Annotated in this window: 22 protein-coding genes and 2 pseudogenes; 15 read left to right on the top strand and 9 right to left on the bottom strand. The window is 60.1% G+C overall.

Going from position 1 to position 20,090, the window contains the following annotated elements:
* Positions 1–38: 38 nt before the first annotated feature.
* Together C6382_RS24610 and C6382_RS24605 are read left to right on the top strand one after the other, a co-directional pair.
* Positions 39–872 (top strand): annotated as a pseudogene (locus C6382_RS24610) (PAS domain-containing protein); the annotation flags it as partial.
* Positions 873–986: 114 nt separating this feature from the next.
* On the top strand, positions 987–1,418 hold the full coding sequence (locus C6382_RS24605; RefSeq protein WP_371919575.1) for a methyl-accepting chemotaxis protein: 432 nt from the start codon (positions 987–989) through the stop codon (positions 1,416–1,418).
* A 17-nt stretch (positions 1,419–1,435) separates the two neighbouring features.
* On the opposite strand, the gene cysZ is transcribed toward C6382_RS24605, so the two are convergent.
* Positions 1,436–2,164, bottom strand: a complete 729-nt coding sequence (gene cysZ / locus C6382_RS06410; RefSeq protein ID WP_107023690.1) for a sulfate transporter CysZ — start codon at positions 2,162–2,164, stop codon at positions 1,436–1,438.
* 266 nt (positions 2,165–2,430) lie between these two features.
* Between cysZ and C6382_RS06405 the strand changes: the two genes are divergently transcribed.
* Positions 2,431–3,030 (top strand): peroxiredoxin, encoded by a 600-nt coding sequence (locus C6382_RS06405; protein ID WP_010223549.1) that lies wholly within the window; start codon positions 2,431–2,433, stop codon positions 3,028–3,030.
* A gap of 135 nt (positions 3,031–3,165) precedes the next feature.
* Positions 3,166–4,128: a thioredoxin-disulfide reductase gene (gene trxB / locus C6382_RS06400; RefSeq protein WP_107023689.1), complete on the top strand. Its 963-nt coding sequence runs from the start codon at positions 3,166–3,168 to the stop codon at positions 4,126–4,128.
* A gap of 72 nt (positions 4,129–4,200) precedes the next feature.
* Here the strand turns inward: trxB and nadC are convergent, their stop codons facing one another.
* Positions 4,201–5,049 (bottom strand): carboxylating nicotinate-nucleotide diphosphorylase, encoded by an 849-nt coding sequence (gene nadC, locus C6382_RS06395; RefSeq protein WP_107023688.1) that lies wholly within the window; start codon positions 5,047–5,049, stop codon positions 4,201–4,203.
* Positions 5,050–5,244: 195 nt separating this feature from the next.
* Between nadC and ampD the strand changes: the two genes are divergently transcribed.
* From ampD to C6382_RS06370, 6 genes and pseudogenes are all read left to right on the top strand, one after another.
* Positions 5,245–5,811, top strand: coding sequence for a 1,6-anhydro-N-acetylmuramyl-L-alanine amidase AmpD (gene ampD / locus C6382_RS06390; RefSeq protein ID WP_107023687.1), 567 nt, complete (start codon positions 5,245–5,247; stop codon positions 5,809–5,811).
* The gene (gene ampE, locus C6382_RS06385) at positions 5,808–6,641 is read left to right on the top strand and encodes a regulatory signaling modulator protein AmpE (protein ID WP_107023686.1); all 834 of its coding nucleotides are present in this window, start codon (positions 5,808–5,810) and stop codon (positions 6,639–6,641) included. Before ampD ends, ampE begins: the two co-directional genes overlap by 4 nt.
* Before the next feature lie 189 nt (positions 6,642–6,830).
* Positions 6,831–7,973: pseudogene (locus C6382_RS24600) on the top strand (HAMP domain-containing protein); the annotation flags it as partial.
* Between the two features lie 141 nt (positions 7,974–8,114).
* Entirely contained in the window at positions 8,115–8,828 is a 714-nt protein-coding gene (locus C6382_RS24595; RefSeq protein ID WP_371919574.1) for a methyl-accepting chemotaxis protein, read from the top strand.
* A 170-nt stretch (positions 8,829–8,998) separates the two neighbouring features.
* Entirely contained in the window at positions 8,999–10,213 is a 1,215-nt protein-coding gene (gene fabV / locus C6382_RS06375) for an enoyl-ACP reductase FabV (protein ID WP_107023684.1), read from the top strand.
* 60 nt (positions 10,214–10,273) lie between these two features.
* Positions 10,274–11,221, top strand: coding sequence for an alpha/beta fold hydrolase (locus tag C6382_RS06370; RefSeq protein WP_107023683.1), 948 nt, complete (start codon positions 10,274–10,276; stop codon positions 11,219–11,221).
* Here C6382_RS06370 and C6382_RS06365 read toward each other — a convergent pair.
* Genes C6382_RS06365 through C6382_RS06350 form a run of 4 tightly spaced genes read right to left on the bottom strand, consistent with a single transcriptional unit; the run spans position 11,208 to position 13,183 of the window.
* Positions 11,208–11,546 (bottom strand): HopJ type III effector protein, encoded by a 339-nt coding sequence (locus C6382_RS06365; RefSeq protein WP_107023682.1) that lies wholly within the window; start codon positions 11,544–11,546, stop codon positions 11,208–11,210. The genes C6382_RS06370 and C6382_RS06365 overlap by 14 nt on opposite strands.
* A complete protein-coding gene (locus tag C6382_RS06360) occupies positions 11,539–11,835 on the bottom strand; it encodes a DUF1244 domain-containing protein (RefSeq protein WP_107023681.1) in 297 nt (98 codons plus the stop codon). Before C6382_RS06360 ends, C6382_RS06365 begins: the two co-directional genes overlap by 8 nt.
* 24 nt (positions 11,836–11,859) lie before the next feature.
* A complete protein-coding gene (gene folM / locus C6382_RS06355) occupies positions 11,860–12,558 on the bottom strand; it encodes a dihydromonapterin reductase (RefSeq protein ID WP_107023680.1) in 699 nt (232 codons plus the stop codon).
* Between the two features lie 55 nt (positions 12,559–12,613).
* Positions 12,614–13,183 carry an antibiotic biosynthesis monooxygenase gene (locus tag C6382_RS06350; RefSeq protein WP_107023679.1) on the bottom strand — a complete coding sequence of 190 codons (570 nt, stop codon included), beginning with the start codon at positions 13,181–13,183 and terminating at the stop codon, positions 12,614–12,616.
* Positions 13,184–13,407: 224 nt separating this feature from the next.
* Here C6382_RS06350 and C6382_RS06345 point away from each other — a divergent pair, with 224 nt between their 5' ends.
* Entirely contained in the window at positions 13,408–14,358 is a 951-nt protein-coding gene (locus C6382_RS06345; protein WP_107023678.1) for a MerR family transcriptional regulator, read from the top strand.
* On the opposite strand, the gene C6382_RS06340 is transcribed toward C6382_RS06345, so the two are convergent.
* Positions 14,343–14,960 (bottom strand): hypothetical protein, encoded by a 618-nt coding sequence (locus tag C6382_RS06340; RefSeq protein ID WP_107023677.1) that lies wholly within the window; start codon positions 14,958–14,960, stop codon positions 14,343–14,345. The genes C6382_RS06345 and C6382_RS06340 overlap by 16 nt on opposite strands.
* 72 nt (positions 14,961–15,032) lie before the next feature.
* Complete coding sequence (locus C6382_RS06335; RefSeq protein WP_107023676.1) at positions 15,033–15,491, bottom strand: PAS domain S-box protein; 459 nt, start codon at positions 15,489–15,491, stop codon at positions 15,033–15,035.
* 140 nt (positions 15,492–15,631) lie between these two features.
* Here C6382_RS06335 and C6382_RS06330 point away from each other — a divergent pair, with 140 nt between their 5' ends.
* The 4 genes from C6382_RS06330 (at position 15,632) to C6382_RS06315 (ending at position 18,819) form a co-directional block, all read left to right on the top strand.
* Complete coding sequence (locus C6382_RS06330) at positions 15,632–16,087, top strand: flavodoxin (protein WP_107023675.1); 456 nt, start codon at positions 15,632–15,634, stop codon at positions 16,085–16,087.
* 353 nt (positions 16,088–16,440) lie between these two features.
* Positions 16,441–17,346, top strand: coding sequence for an alpha/beta fold hydrolase (locus C6382_RS06325; RefSeq protein WP_107023674.1), 906 nt, complete (start codon positions 16,441–16,443; stop codon positions 17,344–17,346).
* A 129-nt stretch (positions 17,347–17,475) separates the two neighbouring features.
* The gene (locus C6382_RS06320) at positions 17,476–18,387 is read left to right on the top strand and encodes an SDR family oxidoreductase (RefSeq protein WP_107023673.1); all 912 of its coding nucleotides are present in this window, start codon (positions 17,476–17,478) and stop codon (positions 18,385–18,387) included.
* Positions 18,388–18,465: 78 nt separating this feature from the next.
* Positions 18,466–18,819 (top strand): hypothetical protein, encoded by a 354-nt coding sequence (locus C6382_RS06315; protein ID WP_107023672.1) that lies wholly within the window; start codon positions 18,466–18,468, stop codon positions 18,817–18,819.
* A gap of 327 nt (positions 18,820–19,146) precedes the next feature.
* Here the strand turns inward: C6382_RS06315 and C6382_RS06310 are convergent, their stop codons facing one another.
* Positions 19,147–19,932, bottom strand: a complete 786-nt coding sequence (locus C6382_RS06310) for an IclR family transcriptional regulator (protein WP_107023671.1) — start codon at positions 19,930–19,932, stop codon at positions 19,147–19,149.
* Between the last annotated feature and the right edge of the window lie 158 nt (positions 19,933–20,090).

Here is a 20,090-nt window from a genome sequence, read left to right as displayed (position 1 = left end):
TGGTGGACGAAAAATATTTCCCAGAGCGGTGCTCAAGAATGTCTGACAATCAGCCGATGCAGAAGCATTCGAATGACCGATTTCGCTCCAGGAGAGCGTTGATGTTCAACAGCAAACTGAAACAAGAAAACCTCCGTCTGCGCGAAGAGCTGCTGTCGATGGAGCAGGTCAAGAGCAGTCTGGACAGTGAGATGCTGGTCTTGCAGCTCGACCCCCAGGGGCGGGTCGAATCGGTCAACAGCAACTTCGAGAAGGAGATGCTGTACAGCAGCCATCAATTGATCGGGCGCAATATCGAAGAGATTGTTCCGGCCCACGTCAAACAGCTGGATTTCTACCAGCGCATGAAGACAGCCATCACCCGTGGTGAGCATCTCAATGGGGCGTTTCGTCTGCTCCGCGGCAATGGCGAAGAGGCTTGGCTGCGTTCGATTCTGCAACCGGTCAAGAACAGCGAAGGGCGTCTGAAATACTTCACCCTGCATTCCAGCGACCTTACCCGCACCATTGAAACCTCGCGTGAACATGAAAGCCTGATCAAGGCGCTGATGCGTTCCACTGCGGTGATCGAGTTCAACCTGCAAGGTGAGGTGCTGGCTGCCAACGATCGTTTTCTGCAGACCATGGGCTATCGCCTGGAGCAGGTGGTCGGCAAGCATCACCGTCTGTTCTGCGCGCCTGAACAGTACAACTCCCCGGCCTATCAGGCATTCTGGGATCAGCTGCGCCGTGGCGAGTTTGTCGCCGAGCGCTTCAAACGTGTGGATGCCCATGGCCGGGTGGTGTGGCTGGAGGCCTCTTACAACCCGATCATCGATGCCCATGACGTGCTCTACAAGGTGGTCAAGTTCGCCACCGTTATTACCGACCAGGTCAATCAGGAAATCGCCGTGGCCGAGGCTGCCGATATTGCCTATAACACCTCGGTGGAAACCGACAACAGTGCGCGCAAGGCCACCGAGGTGGTGACCCAGACCGTCGAGGTGATGCGCGGCCTTGAGTCCTGTATGCAGGAGGCTGCAGACGGTATCGAGGCGCTGGACAAACAGTCTCAGGTCATTGGTTCGATCATCAAGACCATCAGTGATATTGCCGGGCAAACCAACCTGTTGGCGCTCAACGCCGCCATCGAGGCGGCCCGTGCCGGTGAGCAGGGCCGAGGTTTTGCGGTGGTCGCCGACGAAGTACGGCAACTGGCTTCACGTACCAGCACCGCCACCGAGGAAATCGCTCGCGTGGTGCAGCAGAACGAGCAATTGGCCAAGGCCGCAGTGGACATCATTGACAGCAGCAAGCGTCAGGCCGAACAGGGGCTGACCCTGGCCGGACAGACGGGCACGGTGATCGTCGAAATCCAGGACGGGGCGAAGAAAGTGGTCAATGCCGTGGGGCAGTTTTCCAGTCAGCTCAGTGCCTGACGGCAGCGGCGTTTACGCTATTTGCGCTCGCGTACCCAGAACAATGTGGCGCCGGCGACTGCGGCAGGCATCATCAGCACGTTGACGAAGGGAATCATCAACGCCAGGTAGGTGATGCCGCCAAAACCCAGACTCTGCCAGCGCTTTTGACGCAGCCAGGCGAGCATGTCCTGCCAGCTCATCTTGTGGTTGTCAGCCGGGTAGTCGATGTACTGGATGGCCATCATCCAGATGCCGAACAGCAACCACAACGGTGCGGCGATAATGTTGATCACCGGGATCAGCGAGAGAATGAACAGCGCAATCGCCCGCGGCAGGAAATACCCCAGCTTGCGCATCTCGCGGCCCAGGGTGCGTGGCACCATGGCCATCAGTTCGGCCCAGCTGAAAGTCGGGAAGTCATCGGTGCCACGCACCACCACTTCGACCTTTTCCGCCAGAAAACCATTGAACGGCGCGGCAATGATGTTGGCGAGCATGGTGAAGGTAAAGAACACCATCAACACTACCAGCGCCACGAACAGCGGCCACAGCACATAATCGAGAAAACTCAGCCAGCTCGGCAGGCTGGGCATCAGCGAATCGACCCAGAGGCTGAACTGATGACCGGCAAAGTAGATCAGACCGACGAACAGCAGCAGGTTGACTGCCAGTGGCAGCAACACGAACAGGCGCAGGCTCGGGCTCAGGACCAGTTTCAGTCCTTCGCGCAGGTACTGAGGGCCAGAGAGGACAGGGGCTTGCATAGAGGGCTCCGGGTTAAGACAAACGCGCTGACCTTACCGAGTTTGAGCGGCTGACGAAAGCGCGGCGCAAGCTGGGACACGGGCTGTAACAAAAGCTCGGCAGGCTGCGGGGCATACCTTCATAGGCAAACAGCTGTCGTTCCGAGGGATGAATAGAGACGGCCTATAAGGTGGATTGTCTAAGGATATTTCCTTAATCTCTGCGGCCTCGCTAAAGTGCGCACATCTTTTCAACGCCTTCGAATTCTAACCTTCAAGGAGTTTTCATGAGCATTCTGGTCAACAAGCAAGCCCCTGATTTCGATGCGGCGGCAGTGCTGGGCGACGGTTCGATCGTCGACAGCTTCAAGCTTTCTTCGCTGCGCGGCAAATACGTCGTGCTGTTCTTCTGGCCGCTGGACTTCACCTTTGTCTGCCCATCGGAAATCATTGCCCACAACAACCGCATGGACAAATTCCGTGAGCTGGGTGTGGAAGTGGTCGGTGTCTCCATCGACTCGCAGTTCACCCACCACGCCTGGCGCAGCACGCCGGTCGAGAAGGGCGGGATCGGCGCAGTCGAGTTCACCATGGTTGCCGACGTCAAGCATGAGATTACCCGTGCCTACGGTATCGAGCACGATGACGGCGTAGCGCTGCGAGCCTCGTTCCTGATCGACCAGCAAGGCGTGGTTCAGCATCAGGTAGTCAACAACCTGCCGCTGGGTCGTGAAGTCGATGAGATGATCCGTCTGGTCGAAGCCCTGCAGTTCACTGAACAGCACGGTGAAGTCTGCCCGGCCGGCTGGCGTCCAGGCCAGAAAGGCATGAAGGCTGACGCCAAGGGTGTTGCTGATTACCTGGCGGAAAACGCTGCCAGCCTGTAAGGCTGAGGCTTAACGATTTCCAGGACCTGCGGCCAAAAGCCTTCCCCAAGTGCTTGGCAGGTTCCTTTTTATTCCAGCCGGCGATCCCGGCGTTACGGGACTGGCCAGTGAGTGCCAGCTCGAGAGGAGTGTGACATGTCTGAAGTACGTCATTCGCGAGTGATTATCCTCGGTTCCGGCCCTGCCGGTTACAGTGCTGCGGTCTACGCTGCACGTGCCAACCTCAAGCCGCTGCTGATCACCGGCATGCAGGCTGGCGGCCAGCTGACCACCACCACCGAAGTCGACAACTGGCCGGGCGATGCCCACGGCCTGACCGGCCCGGCGCTGATGCAACGTATGCAGGAACACGCCGAGCGTTTTGAGACCGAGGTGGTATTCGACCACATCAACGCCGTTGACCTGGCCAGCAAGCCTTATACCCTCAAAGGCGACAGCGCCACCTACACCTGCGATGCGCTGATCATCGCCACCGGTGCCAGCGCTCGTTACCTGGGCCTGCCGTCGGAAGAAGCGTTCATGGGCAAAGGCGTTTCCGCTTGCGCTACCTGCGACGGCTTCTTCTATCGCAACAAGCCTGTGGCAGTCGTTGGTGGTGGTAACACTGCCGTCGAAGAGGCCCTGTACCTGGCCAACATCGCCAGCAAGGTCACCTTGGTGCACCGCCGCGAGACCTTCCGCGCCGAGAAGATCCTGGTCGACAAGCTCAACGCACGTGTGGCTGAAGGCAAGATCGAGCTGAAACTCAACGCCACTCTGGACGAAGTGCTGGGTGATGACATGGGCGTCACCGGTGCGCGCCTGAAGAATAACGACGGCAGCCTTGATGAAATCAAGGTTGACGGTGTGTTCATCGCCATCGGCCACACCCCGAACACTTCGCTGTTCGAAGGTCAGCTGACCCTCAAGGACGGCTACCTGGTGGTCAACGGCGGCCGTGACGGCAACGCCACCGCCACTAACGTTGAAGGTGTGTTTGCGGCGGGCGACGTGGCTGACCACGTTTACCGTCAGGCCATCACCTCTGCCGGTGCCGGCTGCATGGCAGCGCTGGATGTCGAGCGTTACCTGGATGGTCTGCAGAACGCGGCGCACTGATAGGTCTGATCGCGGGCTTGCCCCGCGATGGTTTCAAAGAAAAACCGGCCTGCTGGCCGGTTTTTTTGTGCCTCAGAGGCTAAGCCGCATCGACAGATCCACCGCTTTCACATCCTTGGTCATGGCACCAATCGAGATGTAGTCCACACCGGTCTCGGCAATCACCCGCAGGGTGCTTTCGTTGACCCCGCCACTGGCTTCGAGCTTGGCCTTGCCGGCATTCAGACGCACGGCTTCGCGCATGTCGTCCAGGCTCAATTCGTCGAGCATGACGATGTCGGCGCCGGCATCCAGCGCTTGCTTGAGTTCGTCCAGGCTTTCCACTTCAACCTCCACCGGCTTGCCGGGGGCGATCTTGTGGGCGGCGTTGATGGCCTGGGCAATGCCACCGCTGGCAGCGATGTGGTTTTCCTTGATCAGGAAGGCATCGAACAGGCCGATGCGATGATTGTGGCAGCCGCCACAAGTGACCGCGTACTTCTGCGCCAGACGCAGACCCGGCAGGGTCTTGCGGGTGTCGAGCAGTTTGACCTGGGTGTCGGCGACCATGTCGGCAAGGAACTGCGCGCGAGTCGCCACGCCCGAAAGCATCTGCAGGAAGTTCAGCGCACTGCGCTCGCCGGTCAGCAGCGAGCGGGCCGGGCCTTCAAGGTGGAACAACACCTGGTTGGCCTGCGCGCGCTCGCCATCCTTGACCTGCCAGTGCACGGCCACCCGTGGATCGAGCTGGCGAAACACGGCGTCGACCCAGGCGGTCCCTGCGATGACGCAATCATCGCGGGTAATGATGGTGGCCTGGGCCAGGCGCTCGGCCGGGATCAGTTGGGCGGTGATGTCGCCGCTGCCGATGTCTTCAAGCAGCGCACGGCGCACGTTGGCTTCGATTTCGGCGGTCAGGTCGGCGAGGCGTAAATTCGGCATGGCAGGCTCCACAAGCTAGGTGCCCGCGATTATAGGGCAGCCGGTGTTGGTGAGTGTCTTGATTTTGACTAATAGTACGATATGTATTTTTGGCGTAATCGGGTCCGCCCCGCTGGATTTCGACACGTTTTAACGATGCATCCCGTCACGCCTCGGGGCATACTGGGGTGGTGCTCTTGTGCCTCAGGATCTTCTATGCAACTGGACCGCGCTACAGGCTGGTTCGCCGGTATCACCCATTGCCCTTCGCCGAATTTCAATGCCCGTGCCGAAGGTGAGGTTATCTCCCTGCTGGTGATTCACAACATCAGCCTGCCACCGGCGCAGTTCGCCACCGGCAAGGTCCAGGCGTTCTTCCAGAATCGCCTGGACCCCAATGAACACCCCTACTTCGAAGGGATCAAGCATTTGCGCGTCTCCGCGCATTTTCTGATCGAGCGTGACGGCAAGATCACCCAGTTTGTCTCCTGTCTGGACCGTGCCTGGCATGCCGGGGTGTCCTGCTTTGCCGGGCGCGAGGCGTGCAACGACTTCTCCATCGGCATTGAGCTGGAAGGCACCGACGAGCTGCCCTTTACCGAGGCTCAGTACCTGTCGCTGCACAACCTCACCCGCCAGATCCAGGCGGCCTGGCCGGCTATCGACGCGCAGCGGATTCAAGGTCACAGCGATATCGCCCCGGGGCGCAAGACCGACCCAGGCCCGGCTTTCGACTGGTCGCGCTACCGTGCGGCCCTCAAGGACAACGAGGACAGATCATGAGTTTTCTGGTGTTGTTACTGGTGCTATGGGTCGAGAAATTCTCGGCACTGCGTCAGCGACTGCAGCGCGATGGTTTCTTTCGCACTGAACTTGCGCGCCTGGAGCGCAACGGCAAGGGGCATCCGTGGTGGGTATTGTCGATCCTGGTGTTGTTGCCAGTGGCAGTGCTGGCCTTGCTGCTCCAGGTGCTGGAACCGCTCGCCTATGGCCTGCTGGCATTGCCGTTACATCTGTTGGTGCTGATCTACAGCCTGGGCCGGGGTGATGTCAAAGCCTCCCTCGGGCCTTTTCGCGATGCCTGGCGCCGGGGTGATGAGCAGGCGGCGGTGCATGTCGCCGAGCGCGACCTGGGCGTTACCGGAAACGATGCTTCATCGCTGCTCGAGCGGGTTCAGGGGCACTTGCTGTGGCAAGCCTACCAAAGCTTCTTTGCGGTGATTTTCTGGTATGTCCTGCTGGGGCCGGCCGCGGCGCTGGCCTACCGTTTGCTCGCCCTGACTGGCGAGCATGCCCATGCTCCAGCGTTACGCGAGCGTGCCGAGCAATTGCGTCATGCCTTCGACTGGGCTCCGGTGCGGATACTGGGTGTGAGCTTTGCTCTGGTCGGCAATTTTGTCGCGGTCAGCCGGGTTATGCTGCATGAGCTGCTGCACTGGAATATCACCGCACCCAGGCTGATCTGCGCAGTCGCCCATGTCGCTGGGGACATGCCCAAGGGCGCGCCAGCGGGCCCTGAGGGGCTGGTCGGGCTGGACTCTCTGTGGGAGCTGCTGCTGCGCTCCGCAGTGCTCTGGTATGCCTTTTTTGCCTTGTGGACCGTACTGGGCTGATGATGAAGGCAGGGCAGCCGTTGGTCTGTCCTGCCATCGATTAACCTTAAGTTACAAAACCCCATTCCGATATGCGTTATACAGGTACTGGTGATAATCATCAGTGGCCTAGTGCCATTGTGCGCGCAGAACAATAAGAATCGGAGGGGACTACCCGTGAAGAGCCTGTTGTATCCGGCCATCGCGCTGATGAATCGGTTGAGCTTCGCAATGAAGTTCAGCCTGATAAGTATCCTGTTTTTCCTGCCCATGCTGGTGACCAACTTCTACCTGGTCCGCGATTCCTATGGGCAGTTTCATGCCACTCGGGTCGAGCTGCAGAGTCTTGAACTGCTGGGAGACAGCCTGGCTTTGCGTGGTGACCTGGAATCCCTGGGCAACCTGGTGCAGATCAATGCCGTGCTTGGCCAGTCGGGCAAGGCTGAGGATGTCGAGGCGCAGATCAGCGACCTTGAGCAACAGATACTCAAACGGTTAGAGGGACTTACAGCGGTCATTGCCGACGACGGCCAGGCCAGGGATTTTCATTCCAAGCGCGACGAATTGCTCGGCCAGCTCAAGGCTGCCCAGGCAGAGTCGTCTCTGTCGAGCAAGGTCGCTTACCTGGACAAGTTGTTGGGCCAGGCCCAGGTGTTGAGCAAAATGATTGCCAGCCAGGCCGGGCTCAGCCAGGACAGCGATCTGGCTATCCGCCAACTCACCGAACTGATGACCACGGTTACCCCGCAAGTCACCCAGACCCTCGGAGAAGGCCGGTCAATGGGCGCTTACTCCCTGGGCCAGGGCTTTCTCAGTTCGGCTGTCAGTACCCGCTTCGAGGACTTGCTGCAGCGCCTGGACAAACTTGCTGCCGATTACGCCCTCAGGGTTCAGGATGTGCTGGCCACTGAGCCTGGGGCGCAAGCTCGCCTAGGCAGCCTGGCCGCCAGTAGCCAGGCCTCTTTGAAGCAGGCCAGCGAGCTGTTCGAAGAACAGGTGGTGGTAGCCGATACCCTCAGTGCACCATGGCCGTCGTTCTATCAGCAGGTCAGCGATCTGATGGCGCAGACTTACGCGCTCAACACCGCTACGGGCGAGTTTCTCGAGCAGCAACTGCAACAGCGTCTGGGTGAGCATCGTTTGCACATGATCCTGCTGGTGTCTGCCCTGGCCGGCGTGTTCTTGCTGATTGTCTATCTCTACAGCGGGTTCTACGCCTCGACCCGGCATACCCTGAAAACCCTAGGTGCAGTCATGGACAAGGTTGCCGCTGGCGACATGACTGTGAACTTTCGCGCCAGCAGTCGTGACGAGCTAGGTGAATTGGGTCAGGTGTTCAATGGCACTGTGCGGCGCATTCATGACCTGATCGAGCAGGTGGGGCATACCGTGGTCGAGGTCGAACGCCAGGCTGAACAGGTGCATGCCGTGTCGGCACGCAGCAATCAGGCGGTCAGCGGCCAGCGCGGGCAGATCGAACAGGTCGCCACGGCCATGAACCAGATGTCGGCCACCGCCCAGGAAGTGGCACGCAGTGCCGCCGCCGCGGTCAACAGTGCCCACAGCGTCAATCAGGAAACCGTCAGTGGCCGCGGCCTGGTCGAATCCCAGCAAGGCAATATTGTGCGCCTGGCCGGCGAAATCGATCAGTCGGTTGTGGTGATCAACCAGTTGGCCAGCGACAGTCAAGCCATCAGCCGAGTGCTGGAGGTGATCAAAAGCATTGCTGAGCAGACCAATCTGCTCGCCCTGAATGCGGCCATCGAGGCGGCACGGGCCGGGGAGCAGGGGCGCGGCTTTGCCGTGGTAGCTGACGAGGTCCGCACCCTGGCTAAGCGCACCCAGCACTCGACCGAAGAAATCGAACAGATGATTTCGCGCCTGCAGGGCGGTGTCGGTGCGGCGGTCAAGGCCATGGATGCCAGTCACCAGGTGGCTGCCAGCACGGTCGGGCAGTCGCAGCAGGTGCAGCAGGCGCTGGAGAACATTCTTGGTGCGGTCGGCAGTATCGTTGACCAGAACCAGCAGATTGCCGCTGCCGTGGAGCAGCAGACGGCGGTCGCGCATGACATCGACCAGAATATCGTCGAGATCAACCGCGCGGCTGAACACACCACCCAGGGTGCCCACCAGACTGAAGATGCCAGCCGCCAGCTGTCAGCCCAGGTGATGGAGCTCAAGCGCCTGATCGGCGCGTTCAGGGTCTGAGATCAGCGGTTGCTGAACTTTTCCACGCTGTGACAAAGTAGCGCCCTGAAGGATTCCAGGGAGCCGGATGTGTCGGCAACGCTGCGGGTGTAGTCTCACCCTCACAGCAACGGAACCTCGAGTCCCCGCGATTCGGCTCCCTCAGCACATTCACTGACGAGGTACAGACATTGGCCATCATCCACCCTAAAGTTCGCGGTTTTATCTGCACCACTACGCATCCGACCGGTTGCGAGCTGAACGTACGTGATCAGATCGAAGCCACCCGCAAGCAGGGCGTGCGCAAGGATGGTCCGAAAAAGGTCCTGGTGATCGGTGCTTCCAGCGGCTACGGCCTGGCGGCGCGCATCACCGCAGCGTTCGGCTTCGGTGCCGACACCCTGGGTGTGTTCTTCGAAAAGCCGGGTACCGAGACCAAGGCAGGTACCGCCGGCTGGTACAACTCAGCGGCCTTCGACAAGTTCGCCAAGGCCGAAGGCCTGTACAGCAAGTCGATCAACGGTGACGCCTTCTCCGACGAAGCACGGGCCAAGGTCATCGAACTGATCAAGAACGAAATGGGCGGCCAGGTCGATCTGGTGGTCTACTCGCTGGCTTCGCCGGTGCGCAAGCTGCCTGCTTCTGATAAAGAGCGGGCCGGCGAGCTGGTGCGCTCGGCGCTCAAGCCAATTGGCCAGCCGTACAAGTCGACTGCTATCGACACCAACAAAGACACCATCATCGAGGCGTCCATCGAGCCGGCTACCGAACAGGAAATTGCCGACACCGTGACCGTCATGGGTGGCCAGGACTGGGAACTGTGGATCGATGCCCTGAACGCCGCTGGCGTACTGGCACCACAGGCCCGCACCGTGGCCTTCAGCTACATCGGCACCGAGATCACCTGGCCGATCTACTGGCACGGCGCCCTTGGCAAGGCCAAGCAGGATCTGGACGAGACCGCCCAGCGCCTGAGCCAAAAAGTCGGCGGTAGCGCCAACGTAGCCGTGCTCAAGTCGGTGGTCACCCAGGCCAGCTCGGCCATTCCGGTCATGCCGCTGTACCTGTCGATGGTCTTCAAGATCATGCAGGAGAAGGGCGTTCACGAAGGTACCCAGGACCAACTGGACCGCATGTTCCGTGACCGCATGTACCGTGCTGACGGTGCCCCGGCGGAGCTGGATGAGAAAGGCCGTCTGCGCCTGGACGACTGGGAACTGCGCGATGATGTGCAGGACGCCTGCAAGGCCATGTGGCCTCAGGTCACCACCGAGAACCTGTTCGAAATGACCGACTACGCCGGTTACAAGAAGCAGTTCCTCAACCTGTTCGGCTTCGAGCGTGCGGATGTCGACTATGACGCCGACGTCGCCACCGACGTAAAGTTTGACTGCATCGAGCTGTAACCACACCATCGTCGCCGCCCCTGTGTTCGCTCAGGGGTGGCGACTGTTTGAGGTTCCCCTATGAGCAGCCTCGAAACATTTCCACCTCTGCCAGCCGCTAGCAGCACAGCACGCGCGTTTTGTGAGCGTGCAGGCGATGGTTATCCCCTTGGCGGCTTTTGTTGGCGCCACCCGCTGCCGGACAGTACGCGTGCGGTGGTGATCATCAACGCGGCCACCTCGGTGCGCTGTAGTTATTACGCACGATTTGCCCAGTACCTGTTCAGCCACGGCTTCGATGTCATGACCTACGACTATCGCGGCATTGGTGAGTCGCGTCCGGTGTCCATGCGCCACTTCAAAGCTTCCTGGACGGACTGGGGGGCACTGGATTTCGAGGCCATGCTGCAGCGCGCTGCTCGCGAGTTTCCCGGGCAACCGGTTGATGTCGTCGGCCACAGCTTTGGCGGTTGTGCCGCCGGGCTGGCACCATCGTCCGCTCAGCTGCGCAGGCTGGTTACGGTCGGCGCGCAGTTTGCCTACTGGCGTGACTATGCCAGTGACAGTCGCTGGCGACTGTTTGGCAAGTGGCATGTGCTCATGCCGTTGCTGACCCGGCTGTTCGGCTATTTCCCCGGCAAGCGCCTGGGTTGGCTGGAAGACACCCCGGCAGGGGTCGTGAAGGACTGGAGCACGCTGACGGCGGCTTACGAGCTGCGCCCCAGTGGCAAGGCACTGGTTGATTTGCCGTTTGCTCAGGTGACAGCGCAGACGCTGGCGATCAGTTTGACCGATGATCCCTTTGGCACCGTCGCGGCGATCGAGCGACTACTGGGGTATTTCAGGTCCAGCCCGCGCAGCCATTTGCGCATTGCACCTGGCGATATCGACGAAGCACAGATCGGCCATTTCGCCTTTTTCCACAGCCGCTTTCAGGCCCGGCTCTGGCCAATTGCCCTGCAGTGGTTGCAACAGGGACAACTGGCCGACGACGCGCCGGGACGTGTGGTGACGCTTAGCGAGCCGTGAGCGGTTGAGCGGAGAATTTCACCCCGGCCAGGCCATGCTTGATCAGCGCTCGGATGTTGCCGTGGTCGCTGCCTTCCGGGGTGGCCAGGACCGAGCGGTAGTGTTCGCCGAATGCCAGCAGCGCTTCTTCATCGCTCAGGCCTTCGAGCAGGGCCAGGCCCAGGGTCTTGCACGAACCTTCGTTCTGCCCGGCGGCGCTTTCCACGCCACCGTTGTTGAACGCTTGCGGCTGGTAGTCGTAGTGGGCGGCGATAAAGGCCAGGGTATCGGCAAATTGATGGTCGCCGGACTTCAGGCTGGTAAGCAGGGTGTTCAGATCAGTCATTGGGCTTTCCTTTGGCGAACGCCGCTTGCTGTTCGGCGCTGGCTTCTTTCTGGTATTGGCCTTTCCACTCGGCGTAAGGCATGCCGTAGACCACTTCGCGGGCCTCATCCATGCTCAGCTCGATCTGACGCTCGTCGGCGGCGGCCTTGTACCACTTGGACAGGCAGTTGCGGCAGAAGCCTGCAAGGTTCATCAGGTCAATGTTCTGCACATCCTTGCGGCTGTCCAGGTGAGCAACCAGGCGGCGGAAGGCCGCGGCTTCGAGCTCAAGTTTCTGTTGGTCGTTCATGGTCGTTCTCGTGACAAGGACAATTCAGTCTACCGCGATGCGGTTTTTCAGATGGCGGCCACCGTTGATGACCACGTTGCTGCCGGTGCTGTACTGGTTGTCGAGGAGGAACTGCACCGCCTCGATCAGTGGTTGAGCGCCAGGCTCGAATTCCAGCAAGGCCTTTTTCAGGGTTTGCTGCCGGTAGGCTTCGTCGCTGTTTTCCTTGAGGATCAGCAGCCCCGGCAGGATCGCGTTGACCCTGACCACCGGCGCGTATTTTTCAGCAAAAGACAGGACCATGTTCTGCAGCGCGGCCTTGGTGGCGGCATAGCCGATATGGCTCTTGCTGCCGCGCGAGGAGGTCTCGTCGCAGATATGGATGATATCGGCCTTGGCCATTTTCAGCAGTTGCTCGCCCAGCGCCAGGTTCAGGTGGTAGGGCGCTTCGACATGCAGCTTGAACATGGTGTTGAGATTGGCCAGATCGTCATCAAGCCACAACGAGGCATTGTGAATGATTGCCCGCAGGCCGTCATGGTTGGACTTCAAATAGTCGATCAGCGCCTGGCGATCTTCTTCCCGGCACAGGTCGGCCTGGAACTGGACGATGTTCGGGTGCGCAGCCTCAGGGCTTTTGCTACGGCTGGCGCTGACCACGGTATGGCCGGCCTGCGCCAGGTTCAGGGCCAACGCCAGTCCGACTCGCTGGCTGGCTCCGGTGACAAGAATTGGGCTGTTCATGGTGGGGGCGGTCAACTTTTACAGGTTCGCTTGGATAACCCCCAGCATACCCGAACTAGGCCGGATTGCGCGCACCCTGCGGCCTACAGCGGCGCGTTGGGGTATTAAGCCAACTGGCCAACAAGCGGGTCGACAGCGGAATGAACAAATACACCATCAACGGCGTCAGTCCCAGCGTACTGAGCAGGATCCGTGGCAGCAGGTCGAGGGCGCTGAGCCAATGGCCGAATAGCAGGTTGAACAACAGCGAGACCGGAAAGAACGCCAGCCAGATCGCCACGGCTTGCTTCCAGCGCGGTGGACGTTGCACCGGATTGCTGCCGAACCAGCCGTCCAGGCCGCTGGCGCGCAGCTCTTGCGGTTGTTCGAACAGGCCGTTGCCGCGATCCAGCCAGGCCTTACGTGAGGCCGAGTGCTCCCAGGCCTGCATGGTCTGCTCGCTGGTGAAACGGAAGATGATCTGAAACTCGTCACCTTGTGGGGGGGGCGCAAGGACGCCTGAGCCCAGGTAACCGGTAAAGTCGGTGGCCAGTTGTTCGCCTTCGTGCAACCAGCTTATCAGATCCTGATAGCGGCCTTCGGCGACGCGGCGCGTTACCATCAAGGTAACGGGAGGGGTAGACATTGTGTATCTCCTGGCAACTGGGCATAGCGGGTGGCCTGCCCATGAAATGCGTCCGGGGTGGTGGACGGCATCTGCTTGCATGCAAAAAGCGGGCACGGATTATTCCCGAAATAAGCTGACTCGTCAGTGCTCAGACGTTGCCAGCCAAAACAAATGCCAATGGTCGCTACTGACTGCCCGGAGTAGAATGTGCGTCAACCCTCAAGAATCGTGGTTTTCCGGCAATGCTTGAACCTGCCCAGCCTTCGTTGAACCCCGGTGATCTCGCTCATGAAGAGCTGTTCCCCATTCGCGAAGTCTCCCGTCTGACAGGTATCAATCCGGTCACCTTGCGCGCGTGGGAGCGCCGCTATGGGCTAATTCAGCCCACGCGCACCGAAAGTGGGCACCGGCTCTATTCACAAGCCGATATCGATGACGTGCGCAGCATCCTCGGCTGGATCGAGCGGGGTGTGGCGGTCAGCAAGGTCGGCAAGATTCTCGCCCGCAGCCAGAGCCTCAAACCGCAGACTGAAGCTGTGCCCAGCCAGGCATCCCAGGACGACTTCAAGCAATGGCAGCTGCAGTTGCGCCAAGTGGTCAGGGCGTTCGATGAGCGGCGTCTGGAGCAGGTCTACGGCCAGGTGTTCAGCAGTTACCCACTGGTGGTGGCATTCCAGGACATCCTCTTGCCGGTCTGGCAGGAATTGCGCTGCACCCAGGACGCCTTCGGCCACCTCAGTGAATGGCTGTTTCTCGATGGCTTCCTGCGCGGGCGGGTACTGCAGCGTTTGCAGCTGTCTGCTGACCAGCAAGAAGTCAGGGTGGTGCTCGCGGCGATTCCCGGGCATTGCCGGGAGCTGGAGTTGCTGGTCACCGCCTTGATGCTGGGGACCAGTGAAATCGGCGTGACGGTATTGGGGCTGGGCCAGCCAGTGGAAGAACTCAGCCTGGTCTGCGAGCGCATGCGCCCGCATGCCCTGGTGCTGTTTTCCAATCATCCACCGGCGCAGGACCTACCCAAACGCCTGGCCCGTCTGGCCCTGGCACTGGACTGCCCGTTGCTGCTGGCTGGTGAGGCTGCGGACCTGGCTCAGGACAGCCTGATCGGCTCGCAAGTCGCGTGCCTGGGCAGTGAAGGGCGTTTAATGCGTCGGCGCTTGCAGCAGTACCTGGCCGGTCACCTGGACAGCTGAGGATGCAACTCCGGATGGGCCTGGCGATGGGCCTGGAGGATGTACTCGCGTAGCCGTTCGATCTCCGAGTGCTTGCTCTCGCTCAGGTTATAGGCGGCCAGACGCTTGCCGGTACGCCGCTGCAGGACACCGTGCAAGGCGATGGGAGCGCAATTGTCGGGGGCGAACCAGAGGTCGAAAGCGCTCGGCGGTTTGGGCAGGTCACGGAACTCCAGCAACACGCCCTTGAACGAAATTTCCCTTACCCACAGGCCGGTACTCAGGCCCAGCTCGTCTTCCAGCGCCACCGGCGACTCCAGGGTCAGGCGCCATGGGCGTACCATCGGGCCTTCTTCATAGATGTGCGGTGCGCCCAGCTGCAGCTGCAGGGAATGGAACTCGTCCTCGACCAGGTGCAGGGGAAAGGTCATCTGATGGTTGTCGAATTGTGCCTGCAAGGTGACCTGCTCCTGGGCAATCAGCTGGGTCAGCAGGTCTTTGATCTCGCTGCCGCCATTGACCATCAGGCGCGACACCGACTCAGCCGCAGCGGGCTGTGATGTGTGTTGCATGGACCTGATGAAGTCCAGCTCGTCCTGAGTCAGGAGGGCATTTGCTTGCATGGTCGAACTCGAAAATGTCAGTTGTGAATGCAAATCTTCACGGTCATGGACAACCAAACGGCGGTTTTGTTTTTACCGTTCGTCGCCTTCCAGTTCGGCAATGCGTGCCCGCGCCTGTGCCAGTTCGCGTTCCAGTTCGAGCACTCGCTGTTCGGCCTCGACCTGACGGCTGACATCTTTCTGGATACCGATGAAGTACTTGCGCTGGTCGGCTTCGTTGAGCACCGGAGTGATCGACAACTCGTTCCAGAAGGCGCTGCCGTCCTTGCGGTAGTTGCGCAGGATTTCCCGGCTCGGCTGACCGCTCTTGATCGCTTCACGGATCAAGGCGCGTGCCGCTTGGTCACGGTCATCGTTCTGCAGAAAACGGCAGTCGCGGTAGAGAATATCGTTGGCGTCATAACCGGTCAGGCGCTCGAATGCCGGGTTCACATAGAGCAGGATGGTGTCGTCGTCACCTTCCTGTTCGGCGACCACGATGCCGTCGTTGGAGGCATCAATCATGCGTTGCAGCAATGTGGCGTTAATCATCGGCGAGGTCCGCAAGGTAGTAGTTCGGGCACGGAGGCTGATTCTAGAGGATTGGTTCAGGGCTCACATCTGGAGAATAAGGCCTTTTGCCAGTGTCCAATGTTAGTATCCTACGCTTTTACTCAGTTTCGGAATCCACTATGAAAGTCGCCATCCTTTCCGGTTCGGTCTACGGTACGGCCGAAGAAGTCGCACGGCATGCCGAATCGCTGTTCAAGGCTGCAGGGTTCGAGGCCTGGCACGCTGCCCGCGCCACGTTGCAAGACCTCCAGGGCTTTGCCCCCGAAGCCTTCCTGGCGGTGACCTCGACTACCGGCATGGGCGAGCTGCCGGATAACCTGGTGCCGCTGTTCAGTGAAATTCGTGACGTGCTGCCCGCCGCCTGGCGTGGTCTTCCCGGTGCCGTGATCGGGCTGGGTGACTCCAGCTACGGCGACACTTTCTGTGGCGGCGGCGAGCAGATGCGTGAATTGTTCGCCGAGCTGGGCATCAACGAAGTGCAGCCGATGCTGCGTCTGGATGCCAGCGAAACCGTCACACCGGAAACCGATGCTGAGCCCTGGCTGGCTGATCTGATCGGTAAGCTGCGTGGCTGATCACCCTGCCAGCGGTTGCTCGCGCAGCAATTGCAGCAAGGCCCGGGCGGCTCCGGCCAAGGGATGATCGATGGGCAGCAGGGCATGAGCGCCTCATTGCAGAACGGCTGGAATGCGAACGCGGGGTCGTTCTGTTTGCGGCACCGCTGCTGGTATGGGGAGTGTGACACAGCACGCAATTTTGCTGCCTGACTCACAGAGTCAATAAGCTGGCTGCCAATGCAACTTACCTTTGCCTGTGTGCTGACTAGACTGCTCCACAGTCGAGCACACGCATGTGCCGAGGTGATTGCAATGATCGCAACTGATGCCTTGCTCAACACGACATTCTACTATTCAGCGAGGCCACGCTGATGTCTCTGGCCGAGATTCCCTTGTGTGTCTGGCGTACCCGGGGCCTGAGTTTTACCTTCCGCGGTCAGACCATTCGCTACTGGACGGCAGGGCAAGGCGAACCGCTGCTGCTGATCCACGGATTTCCCACTGCGAGTTGGGATTGGCACTACTTGTGGGCGCCCCTGGCCCAACGATTCCGGGTGATAGCCTGTGACATGCTCGGGTTTGGCGACTCGGCCAAGCCTGTGCAACATGGTTACAGTCTGATCGAGCAGGCCGATCTACAGCAGGCGTTGCTTGAGCACCTGAAGGTCGATCAGGCAGTGCACCTGCTCGCCCATGACTATGGTGACAGCGTCTCCCAGGAGTTGTTGGCGCGCCACCATGAAGGGCAGGCGCATATCGCCAGCTGTGTGTTTCTCAACGGTGGTTTGTTTCCCGAGCGCCATCGAGCGTTGCTGATCCAGAAGTTGCTGCTCAGTCGACTGGGCTGGCTGGTGGCACGCTCGTTTGGCCGCGATGACCTGGTGCGCCATGTCAGCCAGATCTATGGCCCGTGCACGCAGCCCAGCGAAAGTGCGCTGGATGACTATTGGAGCCTGGTTGCGTCGAACCGCGGCACGCGGATTCTGCACAAGCTGGTTTGCTACGTGCCTGAGCGTGCGGTCCATCGCGAACGTTGGGTCGGCGCTTTGCAAAAAGAGGGTGTGCCGCTGCGTTTCATCAATGGTGCGGTCGATCCGGTATCCGGCGCCCATATGCACGAGCGCTACCTGCAACTGGTGCCGAATCCCGATACTGTGCTGCTGCCAGGCATCGGCCATTACCCCCATACCGAAGCGCCGGCACAGGTGCTGCGCCACTATCTGGCTTTTCGCCAGCAATCACGGGAGCCTGTTGCGCAGAAGGTGGCCTGGTCCTGAAGGACCAGGCCGGTTGCATCATCTTCTGGCCTTATCGCCTGCCATTCACTCTGTGCCCGCTTGATTGTGCGCTGGCCGGTGCTGGCCGACACTCGGGCATTCCTTGCTGATTTCCGTGGAGTGTTGAGCATGAGCGATTCTGTGCGCCTGGACGATAAAGTGGTGATTGTCACCGGAGCTGGCGGCGGCCTGGGGCAGGCGCATGCCTTGCTGTTTGCCCGCCACGGTGCGCGGGTTGTGGTCAATGATCTGGGCGGTTCGACTCATGGCGAAGGTGCCAGCGCCTCTGCGGCCGACCGGGTGGTGGCGCAGATACGTGAAGCGGGTGGCACGGCGGTGGCTAACCATGATTCAGTGGCCGACGGGGAGTGTATTGTCGAGCAGGCACTGGATACCTTTGGCCGGGTCGATGTGCTGATCAACAATGCCGGGATCCTGCGCGACAAGACTTTCCACAAGATGGAAGACAGCGACTGGGAGCAGGTGTACCAGGTGCATGTCGAAGGCGCCTACAAAGTGACCCGTGCGGCCTGGCCGCATCTGCGCGAACAGAACTGGGGGCGGGTGATTTTCACTGCCTCGACCTCAGGCATCTATGGCAACTTCGGCCAGGCCAACTATGGCATGGCCAAACTGGGGCTCTATGGCCTGACTCGAACCCTGGCCATTGAAGGACGCAAACACAACATTCTGGTTAACGCCATCGCCCCCACCGGTGGTACCCGTATGACTGAAGGGTTGATTGCGCCGCAGGTATTCGAGCAGCTCAAGCCGGAATTGGTCAGCCCGCTGGTGGTTTATCTGGGCAGTGAGCAGTGCCAGGACAGCGGTGGTCTGTACGAAGTGGGGGGTGGCTGGGTGGGCAAAGTGCGCTGGGAGCGTAGCCTGGGCGTGGGTTTCAACCCGCATCAGGGGTTCAGCCCAGAGGATGTTGCGGCCAACTGGCAGGCAATTGGCGATTTTAATGATGCCGTACATCCACGCGACAGTCTTGAGGCCTTGCAGCAGATGATGGCCAATCTGCAGAAGTTTCCCCGGTAGAGAAGACTGTCTGAGGTTGTGGCCGCCGAATGATCTTGCCTATGCTGGGCGGCCATGATCGATGCAGGAGTACAAAGGATGTACGAGTCCAGAACCGAAGCGGTCATTTCGTCCCGCCAATTCCGCTTTCGATTGCTGCGCCATGCGCTTGCGGCCTGCCTGCTGCTGGTTGCCTCGATTCTCTTCGGTGTGCTGGGACACCTGTACTTCGAACCGAACATTCCCTTGCACGACGCGATCTTCAACGCCACCTTGCTGTTGGGTGGGGTAGGGCCGGTGATCTTGCCCGAGAGTATTGGCGGCAAGCTGTTCTTTGCCGGTTATGGCCTGTATGTCGGGTTGGTGTTTGTCGCCAGCATCGGCTTGATCCTGGCGCCCATCGCGCATCGGCTGTTGCATCGGTTTCACTTTGATGATGCGGATGATGATTGATTGGCGAGAGGGAGCCTCACCACCAGACAGGTTTGTGCAGCAATAAAAAAGGCCGCTGGATTGCAGCGGCCAAGTAAGACGTAGATCAAGGAGCTTCAAAATCAACGTCGGTGAACCTGTTGCCGGGAGGCGGGGTGTGCACGCCTGAAATGCCCAGGCCAGAGAGGCTGCCAGTGATGGCGCGGTCCAGCTGCAAACAGCATAAGCGGCTGACCCGGAAGGAAAAATAGCCAATTGTGACATTCACTGTTGCGCCTCTGGCAACAGTGCTGTCTTGCTCACACTGGCGCAGCATTGTGTGAATGAGTGTGAGCATTCGTAAGCGAATCAAGGGGCTTGTTCGTAGCCCATGCGCCAGCTGATCATCTTCGCCGCTGCCAGCAATTGCTGCGCTGCCGGGCCCTGCTCGTCGGCATGGAAAATCGACGTCGGGCCGACCACGGTCAACACCGCGACAATCTGGCCAAAGGCATTGAACACCGGTGCTGATAGGGCGTCGACGCCAGGCATCAGCAAGCCATGAACATGGTGCAGGCCACGCTGACGGATGCTGGCAAACAGCGCCTCATACTCGCTGGCGGAGTGCCCCAGAGCGGCCAGCTCCTGGTCACGCAGCTCGACAGTCTCACGCTCCGGCAGGTAGGCACCGAACACCAGCCCGGTCGATGAGCTGAGCAGTGGCAATACTGAACCAATCTGGGTAACGACGGTGACTGCGCGGACTGCCGGCTCAATATTGACCACTGTTGCTCCCTGGTTCCCCCAGACGGCAATAAAGCAGCTTTCGTTAAGCGCGTCGCGCAACTGCGACAGGGGCATGGCTGCGACTTTCAGCACATCCATCCCGCCGAGGGCAGCGAGGCCCACGCGCAGCGCTTCGCGGCCCAGGCCATAGTGGTTGGTGGCCGGGTTCTGTTCGGCAAATCCACTGGCAATCAGCGCCTGCAAGTAGCGGTGCACCTTGCTCGCCGGCATGTCGACATGCTCGGCCAGACGCGACAGTGAGGTTGAGGGCGACAGCTGGGCCAGGGCCTTGAGGATGTCGGTGCCGACTTCGGCCGAGCGGACCTTCTGTTTGCCGCTGTTGTCGGCGGCAGGGCTGGCTTTGCTCATGGGAGACAGTTCCGAGTTGACAGGTGGGCGTCTTTATATCTTGACGGCGCCGGGGGATCAAATTACGTTGTGCGTAATTTAGTTACGATAAAAATAACGCAGACGCACTCTCTCCCTTGCGGGGTGAGCAGTTAACTGCTACTAGCCGGCCCAGATGC

It is taken from the genome of Pseudomonas sp. BBP2017 (genome assembly GCF_003024385.1).
Lineage (GTDB): Bacteria > Pseudomonadota > Gammaproteobacteria > Pseudomonadales > Pseudomonadaceae > Aquipseudomonas.
This window is presented reverse-complemented; position numbering and strand designations above follow the sequence as displayed.

Excerpts from the sequence above, each read along its gene's own strand:
- trxB (WP_107023689.1), top strand. The coding sequence starts at position 3,166 with ATGTCTGAAGTACGTCATTCGCGAGTGATTATCCTCGGTTCCGGCCCT.
- C6382_RS06340 (WP_107023677.1), bottom strand. The coding sequence starts at position 14,960 with ATGCAAGCAAATGCCCTCCTGACTCAGGACGAGCTGGACTTCATCAGG.
- C6382_RS06315 (WP_107023672.1), top strand. The coding sequence starts at position 18,466 with ATGTACGAGTCCAGAACCGAAGCGGTCATTTCGTCCCGCCAATTCCGC.
- C6382_RS06320 (WP_107023673.1), top strand. The coding sequence starts at position 17,476 with ATGAGCGATTCTGTGCGCCTGGACGATAAAGTGGTGATTGTCACCGGA.
- C6382_RS06325 (WP_107023674.1), top strand. The coding sequence starts at position 16,441 with ATGTCTCTGGCCGAGATTCCCTTGTGTGTCTGGCGTACCCGGGGCCTG.
- C6382_RS24605 (WP_371919575.1), top strand. The coding sequence starts at position 987 with ATGCGCGGCCTTGAGTCCTGTATGCAGGAGGCTGCAGACGGTATCGAG.
- C6382_RS06335 (WP_107023676.1), bottom strand. The coding sequence starts at position 15,491 with ATGATTAACGCCACATTGCTGCAACGCATGATTGATGCCTCCAACGAC.
- C6382_RS06370 (WP_107023683.1), top strand. The coding sequence starts at position 10,274 with ATGAGCAGCCTCGAAACATTTCCACCTCTGCCAGCCGCTAGCAGCACA.
- C6382_RS24595 (WP_371919574.1), top strand. The coding sequence starts at position 8,115 with ATGAACCAGATGTCGGCCACCGCCCAGGAAGTGGCACGCAGTGCCGCC.
- ampE (WP_107023686.1), top strand. The coding sequence starts at position 5,808 with ATGAGTTTTCTGGTGTTGTTACTGGTGCTATGGGTCGAGAAATTCTCG.
- C6382_RS06345 (WP_107023678.1), top strand. The coding sequence starts at position 13,408 with ATGCTTGAACCTGCCCAGCCTTCGTTGAACCCCGGTGATCTCGCTCAT.
- C6382_RS06330 (WP_107023675.1), top strand. The coding sequence starts at position 15,632 with ATGAAAGTCGCCATCCTTTCCGGTTCGGTCTACGGTACGGCCGAAGAA.
- folM (WP_107023680.1), bottom strand. The coding sequence starts at position 12,558 with ATGAACAGCCCAATTCTTGTCACCGGAGCCAGCCAGCGAGTCGGACTG.
- C6382_RS06405 (WP_010223549.1), top strand. The coding sequence starts at position 2,431 with ATGAGCATTCTGGTCAACAAGCAAGCCCCTGATTTCGATGCGGCGGCA.
- C6382_RS06365 (WP_107023682.1), bottom strand. The coding sequence starts at position 11,546 with ATGACTGATCTGAACACCCTGCTTACCAGCCTGAAGTCCGGCGACCAT.
- cysZ (WP_107023690.1), bottom strand. The coding sequence starts at position 2,164 with ATGCAAGCCCCTGTCCTCTCTGGCCCTCAGTACCTGCGCGAAGGACTG.
- ampD (WP_107023687.1), top strand. The coding sequence starts at position 5,245 with ATGCAACTGGACCGCGCTACAGGCTGGTTCGCCGGTATCACCCATTGC.
- C6382_RS06350 (WP_107023679.1), bottom strand. The coding sequence starts at position 13,183 with ATGTCTACCCCTCCCGTTACCTTGATGGTAACGCGCCGCGTCGCCGAA.
- nadC (WP_107023688.1), bottom strand. The coding sequence starts at position 5,049 with ATGCCGAATTTACGCCTCGCCGACCTGACCGCCGAAATCGAAGCCAAC.
- C6382_RS06360 (WP_107023681.1), bottom strand. The coding sequence starts at position 11,835 with ATGAACGACCAACAGAAACTTGAGCTCGAAGCCGCGGCCTTCCGCCGC.
- C6382_RS06310 (WP_107023671.1), bottom strand. The coding sequence starts at position 19,932 with ATGAGCAAAGCCAGCCCTGCCGCCGACAACAGCGGCAAACAGAAGGTC.